This is a genomic window from Microbacterium sp. CJ77, from assembly GCF_002911615.1.
Lineage (GTDB): Bacteria > Actinomycetota > Actinomycetes > Actinomycetales > Microbacteriaceae > Microbacterium.
Map to the genome: position 1 here is coordinate 266,272 of NZ_PQBR01000025.1, position 21,478 is coordinate 287,749.

The window sequence follows — 21,478 nt, forward strand, 5'->3', positions numbered from 1 at the left end:
CACGTGCTCGACGTAACAACTTTTGACGAGCTTCGCATCGGTCTCGCCACCGCCGACGACATCCGTCGTTGGTCCTTCGGCGAGGTCAAGAAGCCCGAGACCATCAACTACCGCACGCTCAAGCCCGAGAAGGACGGCCTCTTCGGAGAGCAGATCTTCGGACCGAGCCGTGACTGGGAGTGCGCCTGCGGCAAGTACAAGCGCGTCCGCTTCAAGGGCATCGTCTGCGAGCGCTGCGGCGTCGAGGTCACCAAGTCCTCGGTCCGCCGCGAGCGCATGGGCCACATCGAGCTCGCCGCGCCCGTCACGCACATCTGGTACTTCAAGGGTGTCCCCTCGCGTCTCGGCTACCTGCTCGACATGGCGCCGAAGGACCTCGAGAAGGTCATCTACTTCGCGGCCTACATGGTCATCTCGGTCGACGACGACGCTCGTCACGCCGACATGCCGCAGCTCGAGAACGAACTGCGCCTCGAGCTGAAGACGCTGGGAGACCAGCGCGACTCCCGCATCGCGACGCGCCTGCAGACGCTCGAGACCGAGCTGGCAGCGCTGGAGGAAGAGGGCGCCAAGGCCGACCAGAAGAAGAAGGTCAAGGACGCCGCCGAGAAGGAGATGGCTCAGGTCCGCAAGGGCTTCGACGAGCAGATCACCCGCCTCGAGCGCGTCTGGGAGGACTTCCGCAACCTCAAGGTCGGCGACCTCAAGCCCGAGGACGACGTCTTCCAGGAGCTGCAGGACCGCTACAGCCTGTACTTCGAGGCCCACATGGGCGCCGAGTCGATTCAGCGTCGCCTCGCGGCGTTCGACCTGGCCGCCGAGGCCGAGAACCTGCACCTGCAGATCTCGGAGGGCAAGGGCCAGCGCAAGATCCGTGCGATCAAGCGCCTGAAGGTCGTCAACGCGTTCCTCTCGACGGGCATGAGCCCCGCCGCGATGGTGCTCGACGTCGTCCCGGTGATCCCGCCGGAGCTGCGCCCGATGGTGCAGCTCGATGGTGGCCGCTTCGCGACATCCGATCTCAACGACCTCTACCGTCGCGTGATCAACCGCAACAACCGTCTGCGTCGCCTGATCGACCTCGGTGCACCCGAGATCATCGTCAACAACGAGAAGCGGATGCTGCAGGAGGCCGTCGACGCACTGTTCGACAACGGCCGCCGCGGTCGTCCCGTGACCGGTACGGGTAACCGCGCCCTCAAGTCCCTCAGCGACATGCTGAAGGGTAAGCAGGGTCGGTTCCGCCAGAACCTGCTCGGCAAGCGCGTCGACTACTCGGGCCGTTCGGTCATCGTCGTCGGCCCGCAGCTGAAGCTCCACCAGTGTGGTCTGCCCAAGCAGATGGCGCTGGAGCTGTTCAAGCCGTTCGTCATCAAGCGCCTGATCGACCTCGGTCACTCGCAGAACATCAAGGCCGCCAAGCGCGCCGTCGAGCGCACGCGCCCCGAGGTCTGGGACGTGCTCGAAGAGATCATCCGCGAGCGCCCCGTGCTGCTCAACCGCGCGCCCACGCTCCACCGTCTGGGTATCCAGGCGTTCGAGCCGCAGCTCGTGGAGGGCAAGGCGATCCAGCTGCACCCGCTCGTCTGTGCCGCGTTCAACGCGGACTTCGACGGTGACCAGATGGCCGTCCACCTGCCCCTGTCGGTCGAGGCCCAGGCCGAGGCGCGCATCCTGATGCTCGCCTCGAACAACATCCTCAAGCCCTCCGACGGTCGCCCCGTCACCCTGCCCTCGCAGGACATGATCATCGGCCTCCACCACCTGACCACGGTCAAGGATGGAGCCGCCGGTGAGGGACGCGCGTTCGGTTCCGTCTCCGAGGCGATCCTCGCCAAGGACGAGGGAACGCTCGACCTGCAGGCCAAGGTTCGGATCCGCATCCCGGGTCTGTCGTTCCTCGAGGGCGAAGCGCCCGAGGGTTACGAGCGCCACGGCCTCGTCGAGTCCTCGCTCGGACAGGCGATCTTCAACGACACGCTCCCGAAGGGCTACCCCTTCGTGCGCGACATCGCCGACAAGGGCAAGCTGTCGCAGATCGTCAACAAGCTCGCCGAGGAGTACCCGGCCGAGGTTGCGGCGACGCTCGACCGCATCAAGGACGCCGGCTTCTACTGGGCCACCCGTTCGGGTGTCACGGTCGCCCTCTCCGACATCCTGACGCCGCCCAACAAGGCGGAGATCGTCGGACGGTACGAGAAGGACGCCGCGAAGGTCCAGGACGACTTCGACATGGGCTTCATCGACGACTCCGCGCGCCGCAAGGAACTCATCGACATCTGGACCAAGGCCACCGACGAGGTGCAGGTCGCGATGCGCGAGAACTTCCCCATCGACAACACCATCAACCGCATGGTGTCGTCGGGTGCTCGTGGTAACTGGCTGCAGATCCGCAACATCGCGGGTATGCGAGGCCTGGTGAACAACCCCAAGGGTGAGATCATCCCGCGTCCGATCATCTCCTCGTACCGCGAGGGTCTGTCGGTCGCCGAGTACTTCATCGCCACGCACGGTACCCGTAAGGGTCTCGCCGACACCGCCCTGCGTACCGCCGACTCGGGTTACCTGACCCGTCGTCTGGTGGACGTCTCGCAGGACGTCATCATCCGCGAGGACGACTGCGGCACCGGCAAGGGCCTCGAGTACACGATCGCCGCCCCGGGCGCCGATGGTCAGCTCGTGCGCGACAAGAACGTCGAGAACTCGGTGTTCGCCCGCACGCTCGCCTCGGACGTCGTCGACGCCAAGGGCGAGGTCGTCGCCTCGGCCGGAGACGACGTGGGCGACGTGCTCATCGATCGCCTGATCGAACTGGGCGTCGAGTCCATCAAGGTGCGCTCGGTCCTCACGTGCGACTCGGCCGTCGGTGTCTGCGCGAAGTGCTACGGCCGTTCGCTCGCGACCGGCAAGCTCGTCGACATCGGAGAGGCCGTGGGCATCATCGCGGCCCAGTCGATCGGTGAGCCCGGAACGCAGCTCACGATGCGTACCTTCCACACCGGTGGTTCGGCCTCGGCCGACGACATCACGCAGGGTCTGCCCCGCGTGCAGGAGCTCTTCGAGGCCCGTACCCCCAAGGGTGCGTCGCCCATCGCGGAGGCCGCCGGTCGGATCACGATCGACGAGACCGATCGTGCCAAGAAGGTCATCATCACGCCCGACGACGGCGACGAGCCCAAGGTCTACCCGGTCCTGAAGCGCGCGACGCTTCTGGTCGAGGACGGCCAGCACGTCGAGGTCGGCGAGGCGCTGCAGGTCGGTACGCGCGACCCGAAGGACATCATGCGTGTCCAGGGTGCCCGCGAGGTGCAGAAGTACCTCGTCAACGGCGTCCAGGGTGTGTACCGCTCGCAGGGTGTGCCGATTCACGACAAGCACATCGAGGTCATCGTCCGCCAGATGCTGCGGAAGGTCACCGTGGTCGACCACGGCGACACGACGCTGCTGCCCGGTGAGCTCGTGGACTCGCGTCGCTTCATCGACATCAACCGCCAGACGGTCGCCGAGGGCAAGCGCCCCGCGTCGGGTCGTCCGGAGCTGATGGGTATCACCAAGGCGTCGCTTGCGACCGAGTCGTGGCTGTCGGCCGCCTCGTTCCAGGAGACGACCCGCGTGCTCACCGAAGCGGCCATGCAGGGTAAGAGCGATCCGCTGATGGGGCTCAAGGAGAACGTCATCATCGGAAAGCTCATCCCGGCGGGTACCGGCCTCGGCAAGTACCGCAACGTCGTCGTCGAGGCGACGGAAGAGGCCAAGAGCGAGCGCTACCCCAACCGGGTGTTCGCGTCCGACGGTGTCTACTCCGAAGCCGACCTCGGGTTCGTCGATTTCGACAGCTTCTCGACGGACGACTTCACGCCCGGCACGTACAACTGAGTAGTCCCGAAAAGGGGGTCCGCGTCGAGCGGGCCCCCTTTTTCGTGTCTGCGCAGAGCGCACCGCGTTGCGGACCGGCGGTGACGGCGAGTCCGGCTTAGCCTGGGCGCGGGGAACGTCCGGGGAAGAGGGGCAGGCACGACGGGAGACGACGGTGGCGAAGATCGGGGGACGCAACACGGTCTTCGCGTGGTTCGTCGGTCTCGTGACCCTCGCCGTCGTGGCGGGTCTCGTATGGCTTGCCGCCCCCATGACACCCGTGGTGCTCGCGTGGACCGGGCAGATCGTCGACAGCGCTCTCGACCCCCGCGCCGCCCCGCCGAGTGCACAGCCGTCACCATCGCCCACTGTCAGCGTTCCTCCTCCGGCGCAGAACGAGGCGGTGGGTGCGCCGACCGCGTGCGGTGATCTGTATCCGCGTGCGCTGTGGGATCAGCTCAAGGCGGCGGACGGGACCTCCCTCGACGAGTCCATCGAGTTCCCTCCGTCATCGGTTGCGGGGCTGCCGGAGGCGCTCGGCGCGCAGGTCACCATCGGATGCGCGTGGACGGATGCCTCGGGCGCAGCCACCGTCACGGTCGCCGATGTCGACCCCTCCGCCGTCCAGACCGCGCAGAACGTCCTCCCCGCGACGGGGTTCGTCTGCACGCCGCTCCCCGACATCCCGCTCACCGATGGGGTCCGGTGCGACCTCCCGGCCGGCGACCAATCCGCCGCCGAGACGCACGTGTTGCGGACCGGTCGGTGGCTTGCCGTCGTACGCACGTTCCCCGGGCCCCCGTTCGACCAGGCGAACGCCGAGGCGCGCGTCTGGCCGTCCAACTCGACCGGGGGGTGAGCCGGGCGCCTCGGTATCATCGTGCGCGGCCATCCGACACACGGCGGCATGGCTGACCGACGTCGCCGCGACACCGGGGTAGCCTGAGGCCCGCGGGGAGTGCCCCGCACAGAATGGGCGGATGACCGTCCCCGCGTGAGGAGCATACCCATGAGCGACGCCAGCAAGGAGCCCGGCGCACCCGTCGAGGACCCGCGGCCGGTGGATGACGTCGTGGGCCGCGCGCACGAAGGCCTCGCAGACGCCGAAGCGGCCCAGCGCGACATCACCCCGACGACCTCGCGTGGCGAGGACATCGACTATGCAATGTACGAGGCCGCGGCGGCGACGCCGGACTCGGCCGATGTGACGCCCGCGGACGGCGACGCCGCGCCCGCGGCCGGTGCCCCCGTCACACAGGCAGCGGACGCGGATGCGCCCACGACGGCCTACGCGTCCGGCTCCGACGCCCCGACCACCGCTTATGCGGCCCCCGCCGCGGTGACGCCGAGCGAGCCGGCAGCCGACGCTTACGTCGCCCCGGCCGCGGTGGCCCCGGTCGCCTTCCCGAGCCCCCAGCCGATCTTCGTGCAGGCTCCCGAGCCGCCTCGTCCGCGCGGCAACCGCGCCGCCGCCGGTCTGATCGGCCTGCTCGCCGCCCTCAGCTTCGCCGTGCTCTATCTCGCTGCGGCCCTGGCCTTCGGCCTGATCGACCGATCACTCACTCTCGACACGGTCGCCGACACGGCGATCACCGCGCTCACCTCGTGGTGGCTGTGGATCACGACGGCCGTCTTCTTCATCGGCTTCTGGCTGCTCGGGGCGATCATCAACCGAGGACGCTGGGCCCACTGGGTCGTCTGGGGCCTCCTCATCGGGTTCGTCGCCTACGGCGCACACCTCGTCGGTCAGCTCTTCCAGGCGCCGTTCTGGCAGCTCACGCGGAGCGAGGGCGCCGACCTCGTCGAGGCGCAGCTGGTTGCGCCGCTCGCGTTCGCCGCCTTCGTCATCGGCCGTGAGCTCACGATCTGGTTCGGAGCCTGGGTGGCCGCGCGCGGTCGACGGGTGAGCGAGCTGAACCTCGAGGCGCAGCGCGAGTACGAGCGCACCCTCGAGGCGGGGCCGACGCTCGCGCGTGCCGCGCAGGGCTAGACACAGATTTCAGACACGGGCCGAGATGGCTGACGTGAGCGCGGCCGATCGCCGGCGCTCACTGATGATTCTGGTATTCGCCGCCGTCGGCTTCGTCGCGCTCCTGATTTCCGGGCTCGGCATCGTCGGCCTCGTGCTGGATACGGCGGTCATCGTCGAACCCGGGATGACGCAGCTGCCCGGGGTCCTCGGCACGGTGTTCGCGATCCTCGGGTTCGCGGCGGTGACCTATCCCGCCCTCGCACGGCGGGCGAGTGTGGGAATGGCGCTCCTCGCGGGGATCGCCGCGGCCGTCGGCTACGTCGTCGGTGTCGCGGTCGGCGCGCTCATCTCGGGCGTCGACCCGCTGCGGGCACTCGGGGTCGCGGGAGGCATTGCCGTGTCGTGGCCGACACCCGTGATCGTCGTCGCGGGCGTCATCTCGGCGGCGATCGCCCTCGCGGTGGTGCGTGCGGGCCCGGGCGGTGCTCGGTGGCCGTGGGAGCGTCCGGAACACGACGAGGAGTGAGCCCGAGACGAATGGAGTGAGCGCGGCGACGGCTGAACGCGAGCGTTCGTTCGACCCCGGGGCAGCGCCACGAGCGTGCCGAGCCACGGATGTCTGCCGTGTCGCGCCGTCCCGGTACTACCGTTGGTCACGTGGAGCGTTCTCTGGAGACGCAGGTCAGCGGGGCGGTCGACGCCTGGCTGCGCTGGCTCCCGCGTTGGGAACCGTCCACCCACCGGGGGAGGGTCGCTCCCTGCCGCCGTTGCTTCGGGTCGCCCGTGCTGTCGGCGGCGGGCCTCGGCTCGGACGTGCCGCACGCCGTCCAGCACGGCCTCTCGACGCGCATCAAGTCGATCGTCGATCAGGCGGTCGCCGTCTACACGTCGCTGAACCTGCCGATGCTGCAGGCCGAGCTCGACCAGCAGGCCGCGCGGAACCGCGCGCGCAGCTACCGTCCCGCGGACGGTCTCGAGCCGGAGTACGAGGGTCTGCCGATGGATCCCGATCCGGTCGCGGGTGCTCCGTTCCTCTTCACGATCGCGGGTCTCGCGCAAGAGGTCGACGCCGAGGTTCCTCCTCTCCCGGCCCTCACCGACGAGGCGAAGGCCGCCCTCCGTCAGGAGGTCGGGTTGGCCGACGACTACGCCAACCTGATCGGCCGCGAGGTGTGCGCCATCCTGCTTCACCACCGTCTGCGGATCCAGGCCGCCGTCACCCGCTACGTCGAGCCGCAGGTCGATGCCCTGTTGGCCGAATTGTCGCAATCGTTGGATGCCCCGTTCGACCCCGGCGTCCCGCCGTTCCCGGCGCCCGGCCCCGACGCCTGAGGGACTGTGGATCGGCAGCCGGCTCACGGTTGCACTTTGTTAGCATGTGTGGAACCATCGCGGTCGCAAGGGCGGCGTTCTCAGTGCGGGGGCCAGTGAGCGTCTGAGGTGGTCGAGGGCATCGGCGCGCGGATCCTTATCGGGACTGCCGTCCGGAATGCAGTCTGGGGGACAACACGTGGCCAAACGGCTGCCGTCCGCGCCCCCCATCCTGCCGGGTCTGACGTACGTTCGGCCGCTCGGTTCGGGTGGGTTCGCCGACGTGTTCCTGTACGAACAGGACATGCCGCGTCGCAATGTCGCCGTCAAGGTTCTGCCGAGCGACGTGAGCGACGCCGACCTGCTGCGCATGTTCAACGCGGAAGCGGACGTGCTGGCGCACCTGTCGGCGCATCCGTCGATCGTCACGGTCTATCAGGCGGGCGTCTCGGCCGAGGGTCGTCCGTACATCGTCATGGAGTATTGCCCCGGTTCGCTGTCACAGCGCTATCGCGTGGAGCGGATCCCCGTCGCCGAGGCGCTCTCGATCGGCGTCAAGATAGCCAGCGCGCTCGAGACCGCGCACCGGGCGGGGCTCGTCCACCGCGACGTCAAGCCGAGCAACATCCTGGTGACGAGTTTCGGCGCCCCCGTTCTGGCCGACTTCGGAATCTCGTCGTCGCTGGCGCGCAACCAGGCGGATGAGATCCTGGCCATGAGTGTGCCCTGGAGCGCCCCCGAGGTGATCACGGAGAAGACCTCGGGAACGGTCGCCAGCGAGGTTTGGGGGCTGGGCGCGACCGTCTATTCGCTGCTCGCGGGTCATAGTCCCTTCGAGCGGCGAGAAAAAGGGCAGAACACGCGGGAGCAGCTGCGTCGACGCATCGCCCACGCGAGCTACCCGCCGCTGGGTCGCGCCGACGTACCCGCGTCGTTGCAGGACGTGCTCGCGACCGCGATGAACCGCGATCCGGCGCGTCGGTACCCGGGCGCACTGTCGTTCGGCGAGGCGCTCCGCTCCGTCCAGTCCGAGCTCGGCCTGCCGCAGACCCCCCTCGAGGTCGCCGTGGACGAGTGGGCCGCGCCCACGGCATCCGTCGACTTCGCCGACGCCGGTCTGCGCGGCCCCGCGCGCCCGTGGGTTCCGCAAGAGACGACGCGCAAGGCGCCCTCCCGTCGGGGGGTTGCGGCGTTCGCGCGCGACGAGGACACCGACATCTCGGGCAGCGTCCCGTCCACGCCTCGCAAGTGGCCGTGGATCGTCGGAGCGGCCGTCGTGGTTGCGGTCGCCGCCATCGCCGGCGCGCTGGGTGCGCTGTTCGGGTCGGGGGGCCTCTGATGCCGCGTCGGCGGATCCTGATCGCCGGGCTCGCCGCGGCCACGGCATTCGCGACCATCGTCGGCATAGCGATCGTCTGGCCGGGGCTCGATGCGCGCGAGACGCCGTCGGTCGACACGTCGGTGTGGGCACTCCAGACGGGTGACGGTCGCCGATATGCGCGCGTGAACACGGCCGTCGGCGAGCTGGACACCGTACGGACCGTCGCGGATCCGACATTGGTGGCGCAGGGCGCATCGGGTGCCTACCTCTTCTCCGAGAGCTACGGCAGGGTGACCCGCGTCGACGAGGCATCGCCCCTGGATCTCGACGATGAAGCGCTCCGCGACTCGCCCGCCACCCCCGCGGGGACGACCGATGTCTCTGTCGCCGGTGACTTCGTGGCGTACCGGACCGACACGGGAGCGGTGTGGGTCGGTCGGTTGTCCGACACCGCTCCGACCCAGGTCGATCCGGACGAGACGTCGGGCGACGGGTCGGAGGAGGGACCGCAGTACGCGGCCGACGCGATCGCGGTCGATGACGCCGGCATCCTGTACAGCTACTCGCGGGTCGATGCTTCGGTGCTCCGCTACGACATCGGCTCTCGAACGGTCCGCGGCGTGGACGAACTCGAGATCGAGGCCACCGAACCGGCGATCTCGGCGGCGTCGGGCGTGTGGTTCGTCGTCGACCTCGACACCGGTGTCGCGTGGCGGAGGGACGCGGCCGAGCCGATCGAGACGGACACCCTGAGCGGTCGTGTCCTGAGCCGGCCGTCGACCTCCGCGGACGCGGTCTACGTCGCGGACGAAACCCGATTGGTGCGGCTGGAGGTGAGTGGTTCGCCCGCCCTCCGCGAGGTGGGAACCGGGCAAGAGGTGCTGGGGACGCCCGCGCGACCCGTAACCGTCGACGGCACGACCTATGCAGCGTGGCTCGCGCCGTCGGGCGGGGGAGTCCTGTGGAATTCCGCGGCAGGGCAGTCGGTGCTGGACTACGCCGGGCTCGAACTCGACGATCAGCGGCGCCCATCCTTCCTCGTCGGCAGCGGTGTCGTGGCTCTGAACGAGACGCGCTCGGGATGGGTGTGGACCCTGCCCGACGGTGAGCTGGTACCGACGAGCCAGGACTGGTCGCTCGATGATCGTGTCGACCCGACGACGGAGGATGCGCAAGAAGAGGCGGCGGTCGTCCTCGACCCGAAGCCGCCCGTCGCCGAACCCGACGCCTTCGGCGTGCGCGCGGGCGCCCTCGTCGTCCTGCCCGTGCTGTTGAACGATCACGACCCCAACGAAGACGTGCTGAGCGTGGACGCCCTCTCGGTCGGGGGGCTCGACCCCGCCTTCGGCGAGGTTGCGGTCATCGACAGCGGCCAGCGGCTCGCGATCCGGGTGGCGGACGGTGCGCGTGGCTCGGGATCGTTCACATATCGCGTCAGCGACGGCACCAGCGTCGGCGCCAGCGACGGCGGACTCTTCTCGGAGCCGACGACCGTCGCCCTGACGATCGCGCCCGAGGCATCCAATGCCGCTCCGGAATGGTGTGGGAGCGTCGGATGCCTCGCCGAATGGCCGACACCAGAGGTTGCGAGGGGCGGAACGGTTTCGGTGCCGGTGTTGCCCGGCTGGGTCGACCCGGACGGCGATCCGTTGCTCCTGCTATCGGTCGAGAACCCCTCCGGCATCGGCGTGGTCACGGCGTCTCCGTCGGGGGAGGTCGTCTACCAGCATGCCGACGACGGTTCCGGTGCGGCCCAGCTGATCGATCTGCAGGTCACCGTCGCCGATACCCGTGGCGCCACGTCCACCAGGCCACTCTCCGTGCGTGTCTCGACGCAACCGCGCCTGCGTGTGCAATCGTTCGCGGTCGTTGACACGGTCGGCGCGGGCCTGACGGTCGATGTGTCGCCGCACGTCACCGGAACCGCGGGGCAACTCACACTCACCGCGGTGCGCGTCCTCGACGATGCCCCCGCGAGCGTGGTGGCGACGCCCGGCGGGACGGCCTTCGATCTGACGACCGAACAGCCGGGGATCTACCGCGTCAGCTTCTCGGTGGGCGACGGGCTGAGCGAGGCGACGGGTACGGCCCGGATCACCCTGCTCGCCGACGACGCGGCCGCGCAGCTCGCGACGGCACCGGTCGTTGCGTTCGTGCATCCGCGCGAGGACGCGACGGTCGACGTTTTCGCGGCGGTCTCGAACCCCACCCGCCGGGTGCTGCTGCTGAGCGACGCGGCCCCGCGCATCGATCCCGGCGCCTCGCTCAGCGTCGATGTCGTCGGGCAGAGCTCGCTGCGGGTCTCGGGGACGACCGCCACGGGCGATCCCGGCCGTCTCGGTACCGTGTCGTACGTCGTGAGCGATGGAACGGCGGATGTCGGCGCCCGCGTCTTGGGCGAGGTGACGGTATACCTCTTGCCGCCGGCTCCCGAGCTGGCACCCATCGCCGTCGGCGACTCGGTCGTCGTCCGTCAAGGCGCACAGGTCGACATCCCGGTGCTCGCGAATGACGTCGCGCCGTCCGGATCGGGTCTGACGCTGAATCCCGCAACGGTGCTGTCGTCCACGTCCGAGGGTCTCGCCTTCGCCTCGGGCGGTGTGCTGCGCTACCTCGCGCCCGAGACCCCCGGCGAATACGTTGTGCAATACGGCGTGTTCGCGACGGGCGCGCCCGCCCTGGCCGATACCGCCGAGGTACGGATCCTCGTGCAGTCGGACGACGCGAACCGTGATCCGCTCCCCGAGACGCTCGAGGGTCGCGTGCCCAGCGGTCAGACGACGACCGTCGCGTTCGATCCCTTCGGTATCGACCCCGACGGCGACGCGGTGGCACTCGATACCGTCCTCACCCAGCCCGAATCCGGGGCCGCATCCATCTCCGCCGACGGCGCATCCATCGTCTACTCGAGCGTCGCCGGGTTCCGTGGGCAGGTCTCGTTCCTCTACCGCGTCGTGGACGCCGCGGGTGCGACGGGCGTCGGAACCGTGCGCATCGGAGTTCTGGATGGCCAGTCCGACCCCGGCCCGGTGACGTTCACCGACTACGTCCAGGTGCAGGCGGGCTCGGCGAACGCGATCAACGTGAGTCCCCTCGCGAACGACATCGATCCCACGGGTGGCACGCTTCGTCTGACCGACGTGCAACCGGACCTGCCGCCCACGCTCGAGGACGGATCGGCGAGCGAGGAGTACGAACGGCTCGCGGGCCTCGTCCGGCCCATCGACGACTCCACGATCGCCGTGACGGCCGGCACCGAGCCCGGGACGATGTCGTTCCTCTACGACGTCGAGAGCGACTCGGGCAACACCGCACGCGGCCTGGTGGTCGTCCGGATCGTGCGCGAGGCCGTACCCGATTACCCGGTCGTCATCGACACCGTCCTGACCGCCGAGACGCGGGATGGGTTCGTGCGGGGCGTCGACGTCGTCTCCGGCAAGGTGCGCTGGACGGGTGGCGATGTCGGGGATCTCACCCTCAGCCTCTGGGGGGTGCCGACCGATCTCGAGGTCGATGGCTCCACGATCTCGGGGCCCCTGCCGTTGACGAGTCGGATCATCGCGTTCGAGCTCACCGGTGAGGGGGCTTCCGGATCGGTCACCACGTACGGCTTCCTCAGGATCCCCGGTGAGCGCGAAGTGAAGCTCGCGCTGCGCAGCGAGGCTGGTGCGCAAGAGGTGACCGAGGGGCGCTCGAAGACGTTCGATGTGGCCGGACTCGTGCCCGTGCCGAACGGCACGCGACTGCAGGTGTCACCGGACGTCGCGGCCTCCGGTGCGCGACCGCAGGGCTCATGCGAACTCGAATCGGGCACGACCGTCCGCTACGTCGCGGGACTGGCGGCCCCGTGGGCGGACGCCTGCTACGTTCCCGTTCGCCTGGCCGGCACTCAGGAGTGGACCGTCCTGGCGATCCCGATCCGGGTGCTCGCCGTCGCGCCTCAGCCGCAGTTGCGCGGTGGTGCCCTGACGATCGCGCCGGGGGCCAGCGCCGACTTCGATCTGCGCACCTTGACCAGCTGGCAGGGCCGCGACGAGTGGGATCGCATCGCGTACGCGATCGATTACCGCGGTTCGTCGTTCGTCGTCGATGCGGAAGACGGGCGACTGACGATCACGGGTGCGGACAGCGCCGTTCCGGGGACGCAGGAGGCCGTCACCGTCTCGATCACGAGTCACACGGGCGTCGAGCCGGTGCGACTGATGTTGAAGGTCGGAGCGACGCCGTCGACACTGCCCATCGGCGGGACGCTCACGCAAGTCTGTTCGCAGGCGGGGGCGTCATCGTGCGTCATCCCCGTCGTCGGCGCCGCGGGAGAGGTCAACCCCCTGCCGCGGACCCCGCTCGAGGTCGTCGGCGTCGCGGCCACGGGTGCCTGCGTGGGCGTGACGTTCACGGTGGCATCGACGAGCAGCGTGCTCGCGGAATGGACGGACGATGCCCCCGGGGCGACGTGCACGGCCACTTTCGCGCTGCGCGATGCGCAGGGCCGGACGACCGGCGGTGGCCGCGACGGTGCGCTCTTGCTCGATCTGCAGGGCTTCCCGCAGTCGCCGACGAGCGTGCGACAGGTCGCCTATGCCGATGGATCCGTCACCCTCCGGGTCGACCCGGGCGCCGCCAGCCAGGCATACCCGGCGCTGACCGAGTTCGTGGTCCGATCCTCGGCATCCGGATCCGGTTCCGGGTCGATCGTCGCGACGTGCTCGGTCGACGGGGTGTGCCCGAGCATCCCCGCGCCGAACGGCGTCGAGCGCACGTACGAGGTCGTCGCGGTCAACGACACCGGCGAGTCGCGCAGGGGCGTCAGCACGGTCGCGTGGGCATACGACACGCCCGCGGCTCCGGGGTCGGTCTCGTGGGCTCCGATCGTCACCGGCGGCGAGGGCGGCTTGATCAGCCTCACGATCGAGGGGATCGACCAGGCGGAGACCGGCTCGGTGCAGATCGCCAGCGTGGCGGGCGAGACCGTGGTCGTCGACGTGCCGAGCGGTCGCGACACCGTGAGCGTTCCGTCGTTCCGGGTGGGGTCGAACACGTCCACGACGGTCGTCATCACCCCCCAGTCCCGGTTCCCGCTCCCTGCCGGACTCGCGGGCAGCACCTCGGGCGCGGCCGTCATGATCCAGGCAAACGGGATCGGCGCGCCCACGGGGATCGCCCTGACCCTCTCGTCGACGTCGGACGGTAACGGCACCTCCACGATCCGCGCCGAGGCCACCGCCGGATCGGGCGGCGACGGATCGACTCTGCGATTCGGCGTCTCGCGCGCGGACCAGACCTGCTCGCCGACGAGTGCGGACGGCTCGGCCGTCTTCACGGTTCCCGACGGCCTCGAGTACGCGTTCACCGCGTGTGCGGTTTCGCGATACTCCGGCAGCACCTTCGGGTCGGCCGCCATCCAGCGGTCGGTGCGCGCCGTGCAGAGCGCCGCGCCGCCGCAGGGCTTCACGTTCGTCGTTTCGCCGACACCGGATATCGGGACGAACGGCGCCCGGTGGGTCATCCGCGACCTTCCGTCCTCGAGCGAGGAGGCCCCGACCCTGAACGTGGCCCAGTTCGAGGGCGCGCCACCGAACCCGATCTTCGATGTCGACCCCGGCATCCGCGTCCGCTACACGCACACCCAGTGGGGCACGTCGAGCGAGTGGGCTGCGGTCACGCCCGCGCCCGGAAGCGCGCCCTTCCAGGTGCAGGTCGCCTGGCAGGTCGCGTCCTGCGTCGGCGGCGAGCAGCTGCAGCTCACGGGTTCGTCGACCGGGGGACGCGCGGAGTTCTCGTCCGACATCAGCTCCGCCGTCTTCACGGATGAGGCGGGCAACACCCTCGCGTTCGACCCGGCTCTCGGGATCGTGCCCATCGGCGCGGTCTCGGTCCAAGGCATCGGCGTGACCGCCTCCTGGGACGCGCAGGGCTGGGGCCTCGATCCGGCATCGGGCACCGTCGGCGGTGCCTGTACCCCGAACAATCCGGTGCCGCCCGCACCATGATCATCGAATCCCGATCCCCGAAGGAAGAGTCGTTCTCATGAGCGTGACGCAGGAGCAGGCCACGTGGTTCGCGGAGACGTTCTCGCAGCTCGCCGACAACGTCGAGCGCGCCGTGCTCGGCAAGCGCCACGTCGTCGAGCTCGTGCTGACGGCGATGATCAGCGACGGGCACGTGCTGCTCGAGGATGTCCCGGGAACCGGCAAGACGTCTCTCGCACGTGCGCTCGGCCAGTCGGTGCAGGGCACCAACACGCGCATCCAGTTCACCCCGGACCTGCTTCCCGGCGACATCACCGGCATCACGGTCTACGACCAGAAGACGGGCGCCTTCGAATTCCACGCAGGCCCCGTTTTCGCCAACATCGTTCTCGCCGACGAGATCAACCGCGCGAGCCCGAAGACCCAGTCGGCCCTGCTGGAGGTCATGGAAGAGGGGAGCGTCACGATCGACGGCATCAGTCGCCCCGTCGGTGACCCCTTCCTCGTGATCGCCACGCAGAACCCGGTCGAGCAGGCCGGCACGTACCGCCTTCCCGAGGCGCAGCTGGATCGATTCCTGCTGAAGACCTCGCTCGGATACCCCGATCACGCTTCGACCGTCCGGATCCTGAGCGGAGCCGCGGTTCCGACCTCCGAGCTGACGGCGATCGTCGCTCCGCAGGCGCTCATCGGGATGGCGGACATCGCGAAAGACGTCTACATCGACGCGCTCGTCCTCGACTACATCGCTCGCCTCGTCGACGCGACCCGCTCCGCGGACCAGGTTCGCCTGGGCGTCAGCATCCGCGGTGCGCTCGGGTTGACGCACGTCAGCAAGACACGCGCGGCATCACGCGGCCGGACCTACGTGACTCCCGACGACGTGAAGTCGCTCGCGGTCGCCGTGCTGTCGCACCGCCTCATCCTGCACCCCGAGGCCGAATTCGACGGTGTCAGCCCCGAGTCGGTCATCGGTCAGGTTCTGCTCGACGTCGCCCCGCCGACCCAACGCGAGTCCGGATGACCGCACGCACCGACTCACCTCTCACCCGGACCTCGTCGTCGTCCGGGTCTGCCGCGCGCACCCGCGTCACGACGACCGCGCGCGGTGCGCGAGGCGCGCGCGCCGGCGTCTGGGCCGTGGAAGCGGGTCGTGCCGTCGGCGAGGGCGTCCGTGATGTCGTCGAGCGCGCGGGAGGGGCGATCATGCCGGCCGGATGGCTCGCGCTGGCCGCCGCGACGCTCGGCCTCGGTATCGGAGTCGCTTTCGGATGGGTCGAATGGATCGTCGCCGGCGCCGCGTCCCTCGTCATGCTCGCGCTCTGCGTTCCGTTCCTCTTCGGCGCGCGCGCGTACGACGTCGTGGTGCGCCTCGCCCACGAGCGCGTGGTGGTGGGCGGAGAGTTGACGGGCGAGATCGTGATCCGCAACCGTGGGCGCTCGACGGCACTGCCCGGACGGCTCGATCTTCCCGTCGGCGATGGACTGGTCGAGCTGGGTGTTCCCCTCATGCGCGCCGGGCATTTCGTCGCACAACCCCTCACGATTCCGGCAGTCCGGCGCGGGATCATCACGGTCGGCCCGCCCACTGCGGTCCGCACGGATCCCGTCGGGCTCCTCCGCCGGGAACGGGCCTGGGACGATGTGCGCCGCGTGTACGTCCACCCGCGAACGGTCGCGGTGCCCTCGACGAGTGCTGGGCTGGTGCGCGATCTCGAGGGCCAGCCGACCCGTCGTCTCGTCGATGCCGACATGTCGTTTCACGCCATCCGTGAGTATGCGCCGGGTGACGCACGGCGACAGATCCACTGGAAATCCACGGCGAAGACCGGCCAGCTCATGGTGCGCCAGTTCGAGGAGTCGCGACGGTCGCGGATGGCGGTGGTGCTCGGACTCTCCGAGAAGGAGTTCGCCGACGCGGACGAGTTCGAGCTCGCCGTCGGCGCCGCTGCATCGCTCGGCGTCCAGGCGGTGCGCGACGGCCGGGACCTGGATGTGGTCACGGGCGCCGAGATTCCGCGCGTCGTGCGCGGTCGGCTACGCGCCATCCGCGGCATCTCGGCGGCCTCGCCGCGCGCCCTCCTGGACGGGTTCTGCACCGTCGAAGTCCTCGAGCACACGATGCCGCTGGAGGGCATCTGTCGCCTGACAGCCGAGACGAAGAACGACCTCTCGATCGCCGTGATCGTGTGTGGTTCGCGCGTGACGACCGCGACCCTGCGTCGTGCGGCCCTCGCCTTCCCGGCGGACACGGCCGTGATCGCCGTCGTGTGCGACGAGCGCGCCCATCCACGGATGCAGGGCATCGGTGGATTCACGGTGCTCACGATCGGGGTGCTCGACGACCTCGCGAGCCTGATGCTGCGCGGAGCCGGCGCATGAGAGAGCGCGTGATCGAGCGGAAGGCAGGCGCGCGGATCGCGGCGGGCAGCCTCTATGTCGCCACGATCACGGTCCTCGCCGCCGTCGCCGCGTGGCCGATCTACCGTTCGCTGTCGTTCCTCATCCTCGTCCTGGCCGCAGTCGTCGCGGGCACAGCGATCGCCGTTACGGCGCGAGCGCTCCGCTGGCCGGCCTGGCTCACCGCGCTGATCGCGTTCGGCAGCTTGATGGTGCTCGGAGTCCCGGTCGCCGTGCCCTCGAGGATGACCTCCCTGCCCGAGGCCATCGCGGGCCTCGGTGAAGTGCTGTGGGGGAGCATCACCGCCTGGAAAGACCTGCTGACGGTCGAGCTGCCGGCGGGCGCCTATCGAAACCTGCTCGTTCCGGCGCTGATCGTGTTCCTCTTCGGGATCACGGCCGCGCTGCTTCTCGCGTGGCGTCGTCCACCGACCGCGGCGCTCGCGGTCCCGGTGGGGCTGGCGATGGTGGCCTTCGGGCTGCTGTTCGGCAGCCCGAGCGTGAGCGCCCCGCTCGTTCTCGGGGGACTCGCGTTCCCCGCGCCCGTCGAAACGGCCGTCGGCGCGCTCAGTCTGGTGGTGAGCCTCGTCTGGCTCGCCTGGCAGACGTACGAAGAGCGCTCGCGTGCACTCCGCCGCGCGGCATCCGCGAGCGGGGTGCGCCTCTCGCGCTCTCGCGGCGGGTCGGACGCCCGGCGGATGGTGCTCGGCGCCGGAATGATCGCCGTGTCCGTCGCGGTGGCGGCCGTGCTCGTGCCGGCCGTCGCTGAGGGCGCGGAGCGGACGGTGCTGCGCTCGGGCGTCGGACCCGATACGGCGCTGAGTACCGCCATCAGCCCCCTCACCCAATACCGCGGGAACTTCAGCGAACCGCGCTCCGGATCGGTGTTGTTCCGAGTCGAGAGGACCGACGGCGCCGCCGACCGCGTTCGGTTGGCGACGCTTTCGCACTACGACGGCGAGACCTACCGCGCCGTCGATCCGCGCGGGAACGTCGACGCCGGGCGCTACCTGCGGGTGCCCGCGCGCCTCGACGCGGGCGCGGGCGCGACGGTGACCGCGGACATCCGGATCGGTCAACTCACGGGCATCTGGCTGCCGACGCTCGGACGGGTGCAGTCCATCGCTTTCGAGGGCGCGCGGGCGAGCGCCCTCGCCGACTCGTTCTACTACAGCGGCGACGCCTGGGGCGGCATCCAGGTCGCCGACGGAGGGGTCCGGGCCGGCGATGCCTACACCGTCACGGCCGTCATGCCCTCGGGCGTGGAGTTGAGCCGGATCGATGCGCCCGGCGTCCCCGCCGATCAGGTCGAGGCGCCCGAATCGCTGCGCCGCTGGGTCGACGAACACGTCGAGGGACAGGGCGGCGCCGCGCTCGCCGGTCTCGTCGACCTGCTGCGCGGGCGAGGCTATCTCTCGCACGCCGTCTCGGTCGACCTCGAGGCGCCGCCGACGTGGTTGTCGGAGATGCCTGGCTACGTCTTCGAGTCGAGTGCGTCCGGGCATTCGCTCGCCCGTATCGACTCCCTCTTCCGTGCGCTCCTGGATCGAGAGGCGGAGGTGGGCGGCGCCGAACTGCCGCTCGTCGCGGCGATCGGTGACGACGAGCAGTTCTCGGTCGCGGTGGCGCTGATGGCCCGCGAGCTCGGATTCCCCGCGCGCGTGGTCGTCGGTGCACGGCTCACATCCGACGACGGGCTGCGCACCTGCGACAGGGGCGCGTGCCGAGGCGGCGACATCGTCGCCTGGACGGAAGTGCAGTCGGCCACGGGCGACTGGGTGCCCATCGACGTCACGCCCCAGAGCGCCGTGGCACCCCAGACCGACCTGACCCTGCAGCGCGACCCCCAGAACGAGACGGAAGTGCGTCCCGAGAACGCGGAGGAGGTCGTGCCCCCGGATCCCGTGCAGCAGGATGCTCCTGCCGCCAACGATTCGGACGACGAGGCCGCCGCCGACCTCAGCGGCCTGTGGGCCGTGGTCCGGGTCTCGGGCATCGCCCTCGTGATCGCGGGCCTGCTCCTGGGCCCGTTCGGCGTGATCACGGCAGCGAAGGCGTTCCGCCGCCGGGCCCGTCGCCGGAGCGAAGACCCGGTCGTCCGCATCGTCGCGGGCTGGGACGAATACGTCGATGCCGCGGTCGACCACGGACAGCCGGCGCCGCGCACGCACACCCGAGAAGAGACCGCGGCCGGCTTCGCCACCCCCCGCGGTATCCTGCTCGCGGACCGAGCGGATCGGGCCGTGTTCGCGAAGGACGCGGTGACGACGGCGGAGTCCGACGAGTTCTGGGGCATCGTCGAACAGGAGCGTCGCGTGTTCTCTCAGCGAGAGAGCGCATGGCGCCGGCTGATGGCGGCCGTATCGTTGAGATCGTTCACCCGGGAAATCTCGCCGAAGAGTGCCCCATCGGGCGCTTCACGTCGTCAGGAGAGGAGGTCGCGGCGCCGCGACGGCGGCTCGCGCCCATCATGAACACAACGGAATTGATCACGACCTCGCTGGTCGTCGCACTCGTCCTGTACCTCTGGGTCGCGCTCGGCCTCTCCGCCGTCTTCCGCAAGGCCGGGGAGCACCCCTGGCAGGCCTGGGTTCCGATCCTGAACACGGTCGTCTTCCTTCGTCTCGGAGGGCTCTCGCCCTGGCTCGTGCTGCTCGCGTTCGTCCCCGTCGTCGGCACGCTCGCGTTCTTCGTGGTCGCGATCATCGCCCTCCAGCGCATCAACCGGTCGTTCGGGTTGGGCGTGGGAATGACGGTCCTGGGCGCCTTGCTCTTCCCCGTGTGGGCCAGCATCGTCGGCTGGGGATCCGCGCGGTGGCTGCCCGGTTCGGCCGCGATCGCACCCGCTCGGCGCAGTGTCGGTGTTGACGCCGGGTGGGGCACACCCGATCCGTCGCCCCGCACGCCGTCGGCGACACCTGCCGACGGAGCGGTGCTCGGCTCGGTCTTCGGAGCCCACGGTCCCGCCGGTGGTCCCGAACTGCCACCGCGTCCCGCCCCTCCGACCATCGACGGGTATCCATCGGTCGTGCCGGTCCCGGTGGGGCGCGGCGGGGTGCCGCTGCGGTCGGACTCCGCACGCGAGGCGCCGACGCTCCCGCCGGTCCCGACCTTCCGCTCGACGATGCAGGAAACCCCGGCCGCGTTCGCGACGGGGGATGGCGCGGGCGAGCCATCCGGCGTTCCCGCCCGCGCATTCCTGCACGCGACGTCCCCTCGGCGCTCCGCTCCGGGAACTCACGGCGCATCCGCCGACGATCTCGGAGTTCCCGGTTCCCGGCCCTCGTTCACACCGGAAGACATGGATGACACGGAGGGGGCGCGTCCGCAAGCCGAACCGCCCGTTTCGGCTCGGCCGTCGACCGAGCCCTGGGCTCCCGCGGCGTCCGCCGCGGTGCGCCCCGCGGCGTTCCAGCCGTTCCTGGGTTCGTCGGAGCTGACCTACGAATCCTCGGCCGAGGTGTCGGCCGAGCAGGGGGCGCCGACCTCCGGTGCACCCCGTTCGGCGCGCACCTCGGTGTCGGCGCAGCACAGGCGTCCCGAGATTCCAGACAACGAGGCTCTCGACGAATCGTTCGACGAGACGATCGTCGCCGTGCGTCGCCGCACCGTATGGACGCTGGTGCCCACTCTCGGTGCGCCGATCCCGCTGACGGCCGACGTCGTGATCATCGGTCGTCGTCCCCACCGCGAGCCCGACTACGGTGATGCTCAGCTCGTTGCGATCCCGGATGAGACGCGCACGGTGTCGAAGACCCACGCGCGCATGGAGCTGACCGCAGACGGGTGGACGATCGTCGATCTCGACTCGACCAACGGGGTGATTCTGATCGGTGAGGACGGCGCCGAGAAGGATGCCCCGGCGGGTTGCCCCGAGCGACTCACCCCGCGCTTCCTGCTCGGTGATGCGGAGTTCGGGCTGCGGCGGGAGGGCGAGTGACCGGCACCCCCGTGCCGGGCGCCGACGGTGGTCCGGACGGTTCGATCGGCGACACGACCGTGCGTCGACCCCGCATTCCGTCCTCGCCCGAGGCGGCAGCGCTCGTGGAAGGGGACCAGGCGAACGACACCGTCGTCGTGCGTCGCGTATCGCGCGACCGCGGCGCTGCAGGGTCTCGCCCGCTGGGCGAGTCGTCGTCCCCTGGTCTCCAGGAGACGAGCACGGGGGCTGTCGCGGCTTACCCGAGCCGCGTCGCGGCGCCGGTGCGCGGCTCGCGCAGGACGCAGCCGCCGCCGACACACCGAGGCGGGGGCGACTCCCGTGTGCCGCTCCCACGGGTGGAGCATCCGCTTCCGGATGCCTCGGGCATCCGTCGCGCCGTCCGTGCCCGCGCGCGTCGCCGACTCGTCGCGGTCGTCGTCGCCATCGTCGCCCTGGTCGTGGTGCTCGCGGGCGCGCTCATCGCGCTGGTGTTCGCTGTCGGCGTCTGAGGGCCGACGGCACTCGTTTGACCCCGTGCCGAACCCCGGCGTATCATGGATGGGTGTGCGCTCGCGCGCGCCATGTGACGTGCCTCGGGTGCGGAGCGGTTCATCCGCGACGTGCTCTCGGCCCAACACAGGTCGCAGACGCCACATCTCAGGGAAGGGCCTGCGAACAGGTCACCCCCACGGCATACCCCCACCACACGCGGCAGTCATCTGGCGCGT

At 70.0% G+C, this 21,478-nt stretch carries 12 protein-coding genes; all 12 read left to right on the forward strand.

Annotated elements, in window-relative coordinates:
- Positions 1–3: 3 nt before the first annotated feature.
- The 12 genes from C2868_RS16010 (at position 4) to C2868_RS16065 (ending at position 21,259) form a co-directional block, all read left to right on the forward strand.
- A complete protein-coding gene (locus C2868_RS16010) occupies positions 4–3,876 on the forward strand; it encodes a DNA-directed RNA polymerase subunit beta' (RefSeq protein ID WP_103663548.1) in 3,873 nt (1,290 codons plus the stop codon).
- Between the two features lie 154 nt (positions 3,877–4,030).
- Positions 4,031–4,714 (forward strand): hypothetical protein, encoded by a 684-nt coding sequence (locus C2868_RS16015; RefSeq protein WP_103663549.1) that lies wholly within the window; start codon positions 4,031–4,033, stop codon positions 4,712–4,714.
- 150 nt (positions 4,715–4,864) lie between these two features.
- Positions 4,865–5,845 (forward strand): ABC transporter, encoded by a 981-nt coding sequence (locus C2868_RS16020; protein ID WP_100809888.1) that lies wholly within the window; start codon positions 4,865–4,867, stop codon positions 5,843–5,845.
- A 25-nt stretch (positions 5,846–5,870) separates the two neighbouring features.
- On the forward strand, positions 5,871–6,353 hold the full coding sequence (locus tag C2868_RS16025; protein ID WP_146048095.1) for a hypothetical protein: 483 nt from the start codon (positions 5,871–5,873) through the stop codon (positions 6,351–6,353).
- 131 nt (positions 6,354–6,484) lie between these two features.
- The gene (locus C2868_RS16030; protein WP_103663551.1) at positions 6,485–7,159 is read left to right on the forward strand and encodes a spermidine/putrescine ABC transporter substrate-binding protein; all 675 of its coding nucleotides are present in this window, start codon (positions 6,485–6,487) and stop codon (positions 7,157–7,159) included.
- A 178-nt stretch (positions 7,160–7,337) separates the two neighbouring features.
- The gene (locus C2868_RS16035) at positions 7,338–8,477 is read left to right on the forward strand and encodes a serine/threonine-protein kinase (RefSeq protein ID WP_181003492.1); all 1,140 of its coding nucleotides are present in this window, start codon (positions 7,338–7,340) and stop codon (positions 8,475–8,477) included.
- The gene (locus tag C2868_RS16040; RefSeq protein ID WP_103663553.1) at positions 8,477–14,449 is read left to right on the forward strand and encodes an Ig-like domain-containing protein; all 5,973 of its coding nucleotides are present in this window, start codon (positions 8,477–8,479) and stop codon (positions 14,447–14,449) included. The genes C2868_RS16035 and C2868_RS16040 overlap by 1 nt, the downstream gene beginning before the upstream one ends.
- Positions 14,450–14,486: 37 nt before the next feature.
- The gene (locus C2868_RS16045; protein ID WP_103663554.1) at positions 14,487–15,452 is read left to right on the forward strand and encodes a MoxR family ATPase; all 966 of its coding nucleotides are present in this window, start codon (positions 14,487–14,489) and stop codon (positions 15,450–15,452) included.
- Positions 15,449–16,810: a DUF58 domain-containing protein gene (locus C2868_RS16050; protein WP_103663555.1), complete on the forward strand. Its 1,362-nt coding sequence runs from the start codon at positions 15,449–15,451 to the stop codon at positions 16,808–16,810. The genes C2868_RS16045 and C2868_RS16050 overlap by 4 nt, the downstream gene beginning before the upstream one ends.
- The gene (locus C2868_RS16055; protein ID WP_103663556.1) at positions 16,807–19,302 is read left to right on the forward strand and encodes a transglutaminase domain-containing protein; all 2,496 of its coding nucleotides are present in this window, start codon (positions 16,807–16,809) and stop codon (positions 19,300–19,302) included. The genes C2868_RS16050 and C2868_RS16055 overlap by 4 nt, the downstream gene beginning before the upstream one ends.
- Complete coding sequence (locus tag C2868_RS16060; RefSeq protein ID WP_103663557.1) at positions 19,299–20,768, forward strand: DUF5684 domain-containing protein; 1,470 nt, start codon at positions 19,299–19,301, stop codon at positions 20,766–20,768. Before C2868_RS16055 ends, C2868_RS16060 begins: the two co-directional genes overlap by 4 nt.
- Positions 20,765–21,259, forward strand: a complete 495-nt coding sequence (locus C2868_RS16065) for a hypothetical protein (RefSeq protein ID WP_100809896.1) — start codon at positions 20,765–20,767, stop codon at positions 21,257–21,259. Before C2868_RS16060 ends, C2868_RS16065 begins: the two co-directional genes overlap by 4 nt.
- Positions 21,260–21,478 lie beyond the last annotated feature (219 nt).

Bases quoted from the DNA above. Each gene is read 5' to 3' on its own strand.
- C2868_RS16055 (WP_103663556.1), top strand. From the start codon at position 16,807: ATGAGAGAGCGCGTGATCGAGCGGAAGGCAGGCGCGCGGATCGCGGCG.
- C2868_RS16060 (WP_103663557.1), top strand. From the start codon at position 19,299: ATGAACACAACGGAATTGATCACGACCTCGCTGGTCGTCGCACTCGTC.
- C2868_RS16045 (WP_103663554.1), top strand. From the start codon at position 14,487: ATGAGCGTGACGCAGGAGCAGGCCACGTGGTTCGCGGAGACGTTCTCG.
- C2868_RS16040 (WP_103663553.1), top strand. From the start codon at position 8,477: ATGCCGCGTCGGCGGATCCTGATCGCCGGGCTCGCCGCGGCCACGGCA.
- C2868_RS16050 (WP_103663555.1), top strand. From the start codon at position 15,449: ATGACCGCACGCACCGACTCACCTCTCACCCGGACCTCGTCGTCGTCC.
- C2868_RS16020 (WP_100809888.1), top strand. From the start codon at position 4,865: ATGAGCGACGCCAGCAAGGAGCCCGGCGCACCCGTCGAGGACCCGCGG.
- C2868_RS16025 (WP_146048095.1), top strand. From the start codon at position 5,871: ATGGCTGACGTGAGCGCGGCCGATCGCCGGCGCTCACTGATGATTCTG.